Genomic DNA, 12,024 nt, shown 5'->3' with positions numbered 1-12,024 from the left:
CAGAGAGGTGCGATAGCCGTTCACCCCGGAGGAGGGTCAAATACGCACAAAAAAGCCTGCAATCAAGAAAACAACTGCCAGAACCAGCAGAATCGGGCTCCAATACTCCATATTGATGAAGAAGAGCGAGTGACCACGAGAGACCGTCACCTGCCGCCCGGTCCGAGGATCAAAGGTGGTTGTTGGTTTGTTAAAGAAACGCCCGAGCGGCCAGACAATAACAGCGGCAATCACCAGCCCGATCGGGATCAAAAAGCGCTGAATTTGAGTGGTTGCCTCGGGGCCTACGATAGTGGATGCAAGCCACTGGAGCCCACCTACACAAATAAGGACGACCAGAACAACAAGTGCGCCAAACCCACGCCAGATAATCATAGATACCTTCTCCTTAGCTCTCTTTGTATTCCCCTTAAGAGAGAAAAGCTGTGGGGCCATACTTGCTCTTACCATACCGTCTTTATCCATGTCTATCTATGAAGCAATTCACAGCCGAAAGAAAAAGGGAAGCCAGAAGGATCTCTTCCGCTTCCCCTCTTTTTCTGCTATAGCAAATTTCACGTTGCAGGTTTAAAGTTTTTGCAAACGGGCGAAGTCCAGACTCAGGCGCTTCTTGCCTATTTTCCCCTGGAACTGGACCTCAACAAACTCCGTTCCGCTCTCCATCTCGCTCTTGAGGATGATGCCCTCTCCGAATTTGTCATGACGCACCCGTTCCCCCGGTTTAAACTGCTGGCTCTTCGGTGTACGATCTTCCTGGCGTACAGGCTTAGGAGTGCTTGAAAACTGACCGGGTCGCGTCGTGGATGACCATTTCGGTGTAGTGGTGGCTCTTCGTCCGCTACCGATTGCCGCGCCAAAATCCTGATCATCAAACGGGTCTTGATTATATTCATTGTCCCACTCGACCTGACGCGCCTTTGTCATCCGTGAGCTTCCGATATTCTGGCTTACCACCCCAATCTGCTTGAGCAGATGTTCTGGAATATCATAGACAAACCGGGAGGTCTCTGTATACTGGGTCTCACCCCAGAGAGAACGCCGTTTCGCTCGCACCAGATAGAGCTTGCTCATTGCGCGCGTAAAGCCAACATAGGCAAGGCGTCGCTCTTCTTCCAGTTGCTCAGGAGATTGCAGTGAACGAGAATGCGGTAACGAACCCTCATCCATACCCACAATAAAGACAACCGGGTATTCAAGCCCTTTCGCAGCATGCAGCGTAATCAAGGTGACAGAGTCGCTGTTCTCCTCGGAAACCAAAGTGCCGTTATCGCCTGTCTGCACGGTATCGGCTCCGCCAACCAGCGCCACATTTTCAAGGAACAGCTCGATAGCAACCGGCGTCTCAATCTCCGCATAGTCTTCTGCGACCCGCTTTAATTCCAGCACGTTGCCCCAACGGTCCAGTTCTTCTTCAGCGTTTGCACGAAGCTCATGACCATAGCCGCTCCGCTCCGCAATGCGCTCCAGCAAGTCGGGAAGCGGCAAATCCTCGATAGAACCTCTCAGATCCTCGATCAACTTTGCGAAGCCCTTTAACGCGTTTTTGGCCGCCGCCCCAAGTCCCGGATACTGATCAATCGTGCGAATAGCCACAAAAAGCGAGCATTGCTGTGTTCCTGCCCATTTTCTCAGTTCGCCAAGTGTTTTGGGCCCAACCTTGCGATTTGGCACATTCACAATGCGTTCAAAGCTCAAATCGTCATCGGGATTTGCCAGCAAACGCAGGTACGCCAGCATATCCTTGATTTCTTTGCGCTCATAGAACTTGCGGCTACCTATCACTTTGTAAGGGATGTTTGCGCGCAGGAATTGCTCTTCCAGAGCACGCGATTGCGCGTTCGTACGATACATGACCGCGATATCGCTGCGATGTTTGACCTCCCCGCGAGCCAGCAAGCGCTGAATCTCATGGGCGACAAACTGCCCTTCCATCTCATCGTTAAACGCCTCATAAAAGATAACCTGCTCGCCCGCCCCCTTCGCAGTCCAAAGGCGTTTCTCTTTGCGGAGCCTGTTCTGTCGCACAACACCCTGAGCGGCATCGAGAATCGATTGTGTGGAGCGATAGTTCTGTTCCAGCAGAATAACCTTCGTCGCCGGAAAATCGCGCTCAAAACGAAGCACATTCTCGGCGCTGGCCCCACGCCAGGTGTAGATCATCTGGTCATCATCGCCAACCACACAGACATTGCCTGCCCCCTTCTGCCTGTCGGGCGTGCCCAGACCAAGCAAGCGGATAAGCTTATACTGGGGCAGGTTACAATCCTGAAATTCGTCAACATGCAGGTAGCGCCAATGACGCTGATACTTTTCCAGCACCTCGGGATTGCGCCGCCAGAGTTGCTCGGTCAGCATCAACAGGTCATCAAAATCAACAGCGTTGCTCTGACGCAAGAGCTTCTGATACACCTTGTATACGCGGGCGGCAACCTCTTCGCTATACTTGCGTGCCTGCTCCGCCATCTGCTCGGGGCCCTGCATCTCATTTTTTGCGCGGGAGATCATCGCGTGGATCGCAGACGGGCGATACAGTTTCTCATCGAGATTCAGTTCTTTGATCGCCTGCTTGACCAGCGTGACCTGATCGTCGGTATCCAGGATCACAAAAGAACGATTGAGCCCTAATGGAAGCAGATAATCGGCCTCAACACGCAGCACCCGTGCACAGATAGCATGAAAGGTACCTATGCTCATTTCTTTTGCGGCGCTAATCCCTATCAGGCGTTCCAGGCGCTCGCGCATTTCTCGGGCCGCCTTATTGGTAAAGGTCACAGCGAGGATATGACCCGGTAACACCTTCTCATGTTGAACCAGATAAGCAATACGATGCGTGATGACCCGTGTTTTTCCACTGCCAGGCCCGGCCAGAATAAGCACAGGCCCCTGAGTTGTGGTAACGGCTTGACGCTGCGGCTGATTGAGTCCGGCTAATAAATCAATTTGTTCCAACATCATCACGCTCCATAGAGAAAGAAGAAAAATATGCTTTGCCTGTAATTCAAAAGGGAGAGACGACCATATAAAACCCAGGCTATTGTATCACAGATGGAAGCGGAAAGGGATTCACCAGACGAGAGGGAGGACATTCAGGCCGGGAGCAGTCCCGGCCAGCGTCCTTCTTAGCTCAGGGAACATAAATGACACTGCCAGTCGGGATAGGCGTTTTCGGGCCCCGGCCGGCGGTCAGGATCCGTTGAACCAGCATATAATAGCCAGACTTGAGCGAGGAGGGGAGCTTGAGTTTTGTCGAAACGGCGGTATCGGTCCAGTTATCGGTTTGGACAGGCGTCATGGTCGTCGCCACCGGACCGGTCATACTGCTTCGATCAAAGCTCACCGCCTTGTTGAGCTCATCAAGCGAGGGAAAAGGCCCGATTAAGCCAGCCTCAATACTGACCTTCTGAGGCGCTTTATCCATCGTCTCGCCCGTTGCCTGAGGCTTCCAGGTCAGCATTATCTCGTCCCCCGGGCGATAGGTAAACGCATTTTTCTGTTTGATCAGGCGGTCTTTAGGCAAGCTCTCAATTGAGCCATATTCATAGATTTTATGTGTAGGCACCTGAGTGACATTACAGGCGCTGAACAGCACAAGAAACAGGCCTCCGATCAGAGCCAGCACCCCCACCTTTGTCATACGTCCAGACACAGCCGCAGTACTATCCTTTCTTTTTTCGCACCAGAAAATATATGCCGTTATGATACATTCATCGTCACATATTGTACCGGCTTCCTTGCTTTTATGCCAGAGAGACGCACCATAGCACCTCCTCTTCAAGCTGTGCTAAGCTAGAGAGCAAGAAGGAGTTTTTTCCCAGAAGGAGGTTCTTATGACAGGAGAACGCCCCACATCAGACCCCTTGCACGGCGATATGAGTAGCGAAGAGTTCCGCCGCTACGGTCATCAGATTGTGGATTGGATCGCCGATTACCTCGATCAAGTAGGCACCTATCCTGTACTCTCACAGGTTGCTCCAGGTTCGACCCGCCAGGCCCTGCCACAACAGCCGCCGCAGCATGGCGAATCGATGGATGCCATTCTTGAAGACTTTCAGCGCGTGGTTCTGCCAGGCGTCACCCACTGGAACTCACCCGGCTTTATGGCCTATTTTGGGATTACGGGCTCAGGTCCCGGCATTCTTGGTGAAATGCTCACCAGCGCACTCAACGTCAATGCTATGCTCTGGCGCACCAGCCCCTCAGCAACCGAGCTCGAACAGCTCACGCTCGACTGGCTCCGTCAGATGCTCGGCCTGCCTGCTCCCCTCTTCGGCGTTATCAACGATACCGCATCTACAGGCGTCCTCTATGCCCTTGCCGCAGCCCGTGAAGCTATCCCGCACCTTTACATTCGTCAGAAAGGAATGGCGGGCCGACATGAGCTGCCACCTCTGCGGCTCTATTGTTCACAGGACACGCATTCCTCCGTAGATAAAGCCGCAATCACACTTGGTATCGGACAGGAAGGCATCCGCAAAATATCGATAGATGCCGATTTTAGAATGAAGCCCGACGAGCTGGAACAGGCTATCCTTGAGGACCTTGCACAGGGCTGGCTGCCTTTCGCGGTTGTCGCTACTGTGGGGACGACCTCAACCAGCAGCATCGACCCCATTCCCCGGATCGCAGACATTTGCGAGCGCCATCAGCTCTGGCTACATGTTGATACTTCCTATGCCGGCACGGCTGCCATCATACCCGAATTCCGCTGGATACTGGAAGGCTGTGAGCGAGCCGACTCCCTGATTGTGAATCCGCATAAATGGCTCTTCACCCCACTGGATTGCAGCGTACTCTTCACCCGCAGGCCTGATGTGCTGAAAGCTGCCTTCAGCCTTGTGCCCGAGTATCTTCGCAATAATGAGAGCGCCACAGACGAGGTGCCCAATCTGATGGACTATGGGAACGCACTCGGCAGGCGCTTCCGTGCCCTGAAACTCTGGATGATTCTGCGCTATTTCGGTCAGGACGGCATTATAGCCCGCCTGCGCGAACATATTCGTCTTGCCCGATTATTGGCCCGGTGGATCGACGAGTCTCCGAACTTTGAACGCATGGCTCCCACACCCTTCAGCCTTGTCTGTTTCCGTGCTCATCCAAAGGGTATGGACGACCCGGACGAGCTGAACGCGCTGAACGAGCGGATCATGAACACCATCAATGCCAGAGGGCGCTTCTTTATCTCCCACACTCGCCTCAATGGGGCGATGACGCTACGGGCCGCCATCGGCAACCTGCGCACGACGGAAGCAGATATACGCGAGTTCTGGCAGCAGTTACAGGAGTATGCCACCATATAGCGGTCACACGAGGAGAGAATGCCCTTTTCTCTCCTCCTTATCTAGCAAGCAAGCGTGTGATACCATTATGGTGGAAGCATCAAAGACCAGTGAAATAAAAGAAAAAGAGGAGAGAAGCTTGCTCACACACTACCTTACCTTACATCCCGACGCCCCGATAGATCTTCATATGCATACGACATTTAGTGACGGACGCTGGCCTGCCGAGCAGCTCATTGACTTCCTGGCAACCGAAGGCTTTGCGCTGGTTGCCATCACTGACCATGACCGCGTAGACAAGGTCGCCGAGATTCAGCAACTCGGTGCTGCCCGGAACCTGCCAGTGCTCTCAGGAGTTGAAATCAGCACCTACTGGAAAGGCAAGCCGACCGATGTGCTGTGTTATGGCTTTGATCCCACACAGAATGAGCTGGCTCCCCTGACCGAAAGGCTCTCGCGCCAGAAAACCGAGAACGCCCTTGAGGTCTATGAGGAGCTTTTACGCCAGGGCTATCGTTTCCCACGCCAGGAAGACGTGCTTGCCTCGAAAGGCGGGAAGGTACAGCGCGCCTTCGATAATATTGATCTCCTGCGAGAGCATGGATATATCAAAGGCTGGTCCGATGGACATATTATTCTAGAGAAAGCGGGTTATCGCTCGATTCGTCCCGAGATGGATGAGACCGTTGAGGCCGCACATAAAAGCAATGCCCTGTGTCTGATCGCCCACCCGGGCAGACGCGAAAATGGGTTCACCTACTATACTCCAGCTCTGCTGGACGAACTGCTCGCAGAAATCCCAATGGATGGCATAGAACTTATTCACCCTTATCATTCACCGGAAGACATCGAGATGTATCGCGAGTATGCCGCACAGCATAATCTGCTGGTCAGTACTGGCTCCGACTCGCATAGCCACCCCGGACGTATGCCCCTGAAGCATCGAGCAGAGATCAGCCGTCGTCTGCTGGAGCGCCTGGGAATCGCGATTTCCGCGTAAAAAAAGAACCGGCGGAAAATTTCCGCCGGTCAAACCGCTAATGTTTCGTAATCACCCAGTCGACATTTCCATCAACATTCCGTTTCTCCACTCCAGGAGGCGGGCCATCAAAGTGCCGAATGGGTTTTCCCTGCTCCATCAACTGCATGGTGTCATGCCAGATCGGACCCGCGCCATCGATACCGGACACATCGACCATTGGCGAGTTATCGTTATTACCGGCCCAGACACCAACCACATAATCAGTGGTATAGCCAATAGTCCAGTTATCGCGGAAGTCATTTGAGGTTCCCGTCTTTGCCGCAGACGGGCGCACCGGTCCCGGATTGCCAGCATAACACTCACGCTCTGATGTGCTGTAAAGGTACAGGGCGCTACATTTCCCGAACTCGAAGATACGCGACGTGTTATCGCTCAACACATCCGTCATCACAAAAGCAAGCTGCGGGCTGATCACCTGCTCACCCTTCTTGTTGTACTGAAGCACCGGTTTGCCGCTTCGCGCATCCAGCGCCACATCAATCGCATGAGGCGGAACCCGTACACCCTTGTTGGCAAACACGCCATACGCAGACGTCATATCAATCAGGTGCACGCCCAATGTACCAAGCACCATCGTATAGTTCGGAGTACCGTTATACTCGGTGATGCCCATCTTCTTCGCCAGATTGAGCGACTCATCCACACCGGTTTGCATCAGCAGACGCACAGCCGGAATGTTAAAGGAGTTCTGCAACGCGTAGCGGTACGAGACAATACCGTGAAACTTCAAATCATAGTTCTTGGGCTGATAAGGCGGCAAGCCACAACACATCTGCACCGTCAGAGGCGTATCCGCAACCTTGTTGCCCGGGCTGATTCCCTTGTTAAAGGCGTTCGCATAGATAAACGCCTTAAAGGTTGATCCCGGCTGACGCAGGCCCTGACTGGCAACGTCAAAAGCGCCGCTCTGCGGGTCAGCAGGATCAATATTTCCAAGCAGGGCGCGGATTGCTCCCGTGTGGGGATCAAGCACTACCACCGCCGCATTCGACATATTGTGCTGCGCCGCCATGCCTCGAATGTGCTTCTGTGCGATCTTTAAGATCTCTTTTTGTTTTGAATAATCGAGTGTCGTTTTGACAATCAAGCCGGAGCGCGGAAGATCTTCCACCTTCACATGCAGCTCATCAGCCAGTTCCCGCAAGGTATAGTTGATAAAGTGCGATGCCACCAGCGCATCATTTTTAATGACACCTCGCTTCAAAAAGTCTGGTTGTTGCGCCTCATGGATCGCCTGGAGCTCCTCATCATGAGTGATATAGCCCTGTAAGCGCATCTGTTTGAGGATCTCTTTCATGCGCGAAAAGGCAACCTTGAAGTTGTTAAAGGGATTTCGGGCATTAGGAGAACTCGGTATGCCTGCCAGCATTGCAGCCTGTGCTATATCAAGTTGTTCGGCCGCGGTCTTCCCATCTTTGGGCTGTAACCCGAAATAGGTAAAGGCAGCCGCCTCGGCACCATATGCCTGCTCACCATAATAAATGGTGTTCAGGTACATGCTGAGAATCTCTTCCTTGCTAAAACGCCGCGTCACATCAGGGGCAAGCAGGATTTCCTGCAACTTTCGGATCATTGAGGTTTGATTACCTACAATTGCATTTTTAATAAGCTGCTGAGTGATTGTACTTCCACCTCCCATGACGCGACCATGAAGCAGGTTCTCTAATGCTGCCCTGACAATACCGGTAATATCATAGCCCTCATTATCCCAGAATGACTGATCCTCAATCGCAACCTCAGCATTAACTAAATGCTTTGAAATTTTTGAAAATGGAACAGTAGTCTGAATTCCGCGCGATGTTGATTGATAGAGAAGCTCTCCCTGAGCATCGTAGAGCTTCAGGTTATCCTTCGGGAGAATATCCGGCAATGTGGTTAAGGCCTGTCCATACCGATGGTAAGTGGCATCGCGAAAAGCTGCCAGCCCCACCAGCACAGACGTTCCGACCACCAGCACCGTCAGCGTAATCAGCGTCAGTGGCATAAAGCCAAGCCGCATCCCCAGATTTTCAGCCGAGGCATGACGTGAATTGCTGATGCGCAAATTCTTGCGCTTCTTGTGACGTTTAGCTCTCCATCCCTCTGGATGCGTGCGCAAATGGGGCGCCGAATAATGCACCCCGCGTGGAGCTTGCGGAGGAATCTCATTTAGCCGTTGCGCAGCAGCAGCCTTACTATATGGTGGCAGCTTCGCAGGGACTACGGCCTGTTCATCATTGTGCTCTCCACCTTCCTCCTTTTCAAGCTGAACGCACTGTTCTTCATTCTTCACACCCTCTCTCCCATCCGGCTCATCAGGGCGTCGCTCTCTCTGCATATCCCAACCTCCTGCAATTCAGGCATACACGCAAGACGAACTTCTTTTTTCAAGAAACAATACCAGCCGCCTCTTCAAGGAAAACGGTATCCGCTTTCTTATCCTCTCTTATCTACCATACACAGAATCTTTATCTATAAATACAAATATAAACATCCCATATCTGGAATAGAGGCAAGCGTTCTTTTTCTCTTTCTATCATACAACAACACTATTTCGTGCTCCCCTTACAATTCAAACACCCCATGACTAAAAGGCATAGAGAAACTCTGCAATAGAAAAAGGCAGCCGCTTGTCCTCAAGTATTTAGCCGACCGTTTTCCAGAAAAAGTGTAGCTGTTGTTTTTCTACCTGGCCCCTCGCACCTCCACCCAAAAAGAAAAACGCGCCTGCACCCTTGAGAGTTGCAGGCGCTTGAAGTGTTTGACTACCACCATCCATCAGCGTTGGTATTCGTCGGAGGAAACGCATAGTTAAAGCTGCTCGGACAGTATGGCTGCACCTGAGGCGCAGGCTTCGTCTTTTCTCCCGGCTTCGCAGTGGGAGAGGGGGCAGGTGCTCCGCCCTTGAAGGAGTCAGGTACTTTCCCCTCCAGATAGAGATCAGTAGAGCGCACGCCATCAGGATAGGTTACCGTTGCGGTGACCAGTCCGGGCGGCTTCGGGAAATCGCGAATCGGCTTATCCGCGTTGACGGCCAGCATGGCATCATGCCAGATGGGAGCCGCGCCGACCAGGCCGGTCGCACCCTCAGCCATCGGATGACCGTCGTTATTGCCAGTCCAGACACCAAGCACATAATCAGTGGTATAGCCGAGCGTCCAGTTGTCCTTAAAGTTGTTGGTGGTTCCGGTTTTGGCTGCTGCCGGACGCACCACACCACGATCTCCGGCCAGGCACTCTTGTTGGGAGTTTGAATAGAGTTCCAGCACATTACAATCCAGCATCTGTGGAATGCGAGCCTTGTTGTCGGAGAGCACATTTGTAATCATATACGCGATCTGCGGACTGAAGATCCGCTGACCCTTCTCCCGTGCATGTTGCTCCACTTTTCCAGAGCCAGAATGTACAACCTTTTCAATGACATAATGGGGAACATGGACCCCCTGATTGGCAAAGGTGCCAAATGCCGACACATGGTCCAGCATATTCACTTCCAGACCACCAAGCACCATTGAGAGGCCAGGATAGCCCTCATGCTGAATACCCATCGCATCGACTTTCTTCATCGCCTCATCCACTCCCAGATGATCAAGTGTACGCACCGCCGGGATATTGAGCGAGTTTTGTAAGGCACAGCGGATCGTCATATGCCCGTGAAACTTTTCATCGTAGTTCCCGGGCTCAAAAGGTCCGCTCGGCAGATCGAACGTCGTCTCAACATCCGCGACCGCCTGTCCCGGGGAAGCGTTAAACTTCTCAAAGGCCGTGGCATAGACATACGGTTTAAAGGACGAGCCGGGCTGACGCATACCCATCGTTGCCACATCAAACTGACCACCGATCGCCTCATTGTTATAATCGAGGCTTCCAAGCAGGGTTCTGATCGCTCCGGTTTTCGGCTCAATCAACACCGCCGCCGCGTTGGAGATGCCATACTGTTTCAAGTCGTCGGTATGCGCAAGCATAGCCTTCTGCACCTTTTCCTGAAGCTTCAGGTCCAGAGTGGTATACACGTTCAGGCCAGAGAGCGACAGTTCCTCAGGCTTTAGCTTATACTTTTGCTGCAACTCGCGCAGGACATAGTAGAAGAAATGTGGCGCACGATTCTTCAAGCCGTTTTTCGGCCACTTCACAAAGTCGGGCTTCTGTGCCTCTTTCTCTGCTTCCAGCGCCTGCACCTTTGTAATATAGCCCTGGCTGACCATTGAATTCAGTACCAGTTCCATACGTTTCATGGCACTTTCAGGATGATAGCGCGGGTTGAGCAGGTCACCTCCCTGAGGCAGACCGGCCAGCATCGCCGCCTGAGCCAGTGACAACTGCTTGGAAGCAGGTAGCCCGGGCTTATCCTCCAACCCGAAGTAAATGTATGCCGCGGCATCGATACCATAAGCCATATTGCCATAGTAGATGGTGTTCAGATACAGCTCCATGATATCGCGCTTGGAGTAGTTGCTGTTCACTTGAGGAGTCAGCACTATCTCTTCCAGCTTACGAAACGGGCTGACCTTATCGCCAACGATCAGCTTTTTAATCAACTGTTGCGTGATAGTGCTGCCACCCTGCACAACGCGCCCGCTCCGCAGGTTCTGAAGTGCTGCCTGCACAATACGGAGCACATCAACGCCCGGGTTCTCCCAGAAATCCTTATCCTCAATGGCAACGGTCGCATTGATCAGATCTTTTGAGATGCCATCAAATTTCACATAGGTATGAAAGCCCTGATCCTGCAACTGACCGATCAAGGTATTGTTGCGGTCATACATTTTCAGGTTATCTTTTGGCACCAGATCAAACAGCGTTGTCACAGTACCCTGATATTTTTCCTCGGTAGACATATAGAAGCGATAACCCAGAAAAGCGCCGGTGCCGCTGAGGGCCGTAAATATCACCACAATTGCCAGCAACGTACTGACAAGCGTCAACGCAGCCTTTCGCAGTCTATTCGCCGCTCTGTTCCGCTCATCGCGCATATGTTTGCGCGAGATATGCCGCAATAAAATCTTGCGCTTTCGTTGCCAGCGGGCACGCTCGCGCGCCGAGGCATTCTCTGGCAGTGGCGGAAGAACAAACGCATCCATATCCAGGCGCGAAGCGGGAGACAATGCCCCCGTACGCTTCCGCGCTTTCTGCCCATCGCGCGCCGTTTTTGACACCTCGGGCGGCCCGCTCTTCGTAGAGAGTTCGGACTTTCGGATAGAGGGTAGCGCTGGTTCAGTCAGACCACTATGGGCATCATCGCTCAGCGCAGCCGATGGCGTACGCTCCTTCTCTGTCTCTTCGCCAGAACCCTCTTCTTTGGCAGAAGGATGACCGTCCTTTCTGCTCGTAAGAGCTTCAACGTCTTTTGGGTTCCTCTGGTCGTGATGGGATTGTGCTTTATTCTGTTCAGATTGCACCGCAGGCCTCGTCTCTTTCACATCTTCATCAACATTCAGAGAGGATGCCTCAACAGGCAATGCTTGCGGTTCCTTCACAGATGTTTCTTCACTTTCCCCTTCTTCCCCCTTACCATCATCTCTCACTTTTGGCGTTTCAGAGTTTTCCTGAAAATGGGCCTGTCGATCATCCTTTTCTTTTTCTACTATATCCTGTTTACCATAAGGCCCTGTTCGTGCCGCCTTCTCCCCGCGCCGCTTGGCCACCTCCTCAGGGTCAATATTCTGGTGCTGCTTTCCGTCAGACATATGAGCTCTCCTTCTCAAAGCTCCCTCTTAGCAAATACAT

7 protein-coding genes are annotated in these 12,024 nt (G+C 52.6%); 2 read left to right on the top strand and 5 right to left on the bottom strand.

Annotated features, from left to right (window positions below; all coding sequences use genetic code 11):
- Positions 1–36 precede the first annotated feature (36 nt).
- The 3 genes from KTH_RS23670 to KTH_RS23660 form a co-directional block, all read right to left on the bottom strand.
- Positions 37–375 (bottom strand): hypothetical protein, encoded by a 339-nt coding sequence (locus tag KTH_RS23670; protein WP_111324509.1) that lies wholly within the window; start codon positions 373–375, stop codon positions 37–39.
- 192 nt (positions 376–567) lie between these two features.
- The gene (locus KTH_RS23665) at positions 568–2,955 is read right to left on the bottom strand and encodes an ATP-dependent helicase (protein WP_497621395.1); all 2,388 of its coding nucleotides are present in this window, start codon (positions 2,953–2,955) and stop codon (positions 568–570) included.
- Between the two features lie 169 nt (positions 2,956–3,124).
- Positions 3,125–3,634 carry a hypothetical protein gene (locus KTH_RS23660; RefSeq protein WP_497621393.1) on the bottom strand — a complete coding sequence of 170 codons (510 nt, stop codon included), beginning with the start codon at positions 3,632–3,634 and terminating at the stop codon, positions 3,125–3,127.
- A 193-nt stretch (positions 3,635–3,827) separates the two neighbouring features.
- Here KTH_RS23660 and KTH_RS23655 point away from each other — a divergent pair, with 193 nt between their 5' ends.
- Positions 3,828–5,297, top strand: a complete 1,470-nt coding sequence (locus KTH_RS23655; RefSeq protein WP_497621390.1) for a pyridoxal phosphate-dependent decarboxylase family protein — start codon at positions 3,828–3,830, stop codon at positions 5,295–5,297.
- A gap of 118 nt (positions 5,298–5,415) precedes the next feature.
- Positions 5,416–6,276, top strand: coding sequence for a PHP domain-containing protein (locus KTH_RS23650; RefSeq protein ID WP_497621389.1), 861 nt, complete (start codon positions 5,416–5,418; stop codon positions 6,274–6,276).
- Between the two features lie 37 nt (positions 6,277–6,313).
- Here the strand turns inward: KTH_RS23650 and KTH_RS23645 are convergent, their stop codons facing one another.
- Together KTH_RS23645 and KTH_RS23640 are read right to left on the bottom strand one after the other, a co-directional pair.
- On the bottom strand, positions 6,314–8,635 hold the full coding sequence (locus KTH_RS23645) for a transglycosylase domain-containing protein (RefSeq protein ID WP_497621387.1): 2,322 nt from the start codon (positions 8,633–8,635) through the stop codon (positions 6,314–6,316).
- Between the two features lie 427 nt (positions 8,636–9,062).
- Positions 9,063–11,984 carry a transglycosylase domain-containing protein gene (locus KTH_RS23640; protein WP_497621385.1) on the bottom strand — a complete coding sequence of 974 codons (2,922 nt, stop codon included), beginning with the start codon at positions 11,982–11,984 and terminating at the stop codon, positions 9,063–9,065.
- Between the last annotated feature and the right edge of the window lie 40 nt (positions 11,985–12,024).

It is taken from the genome of Thermosporothrix sp. COM3 (assembly GCF_059696735.1).
Note: the sequence above shows the minus strand (reverse complement) of the source record. Positions and strands in the feature narration are given on the sequence as shown.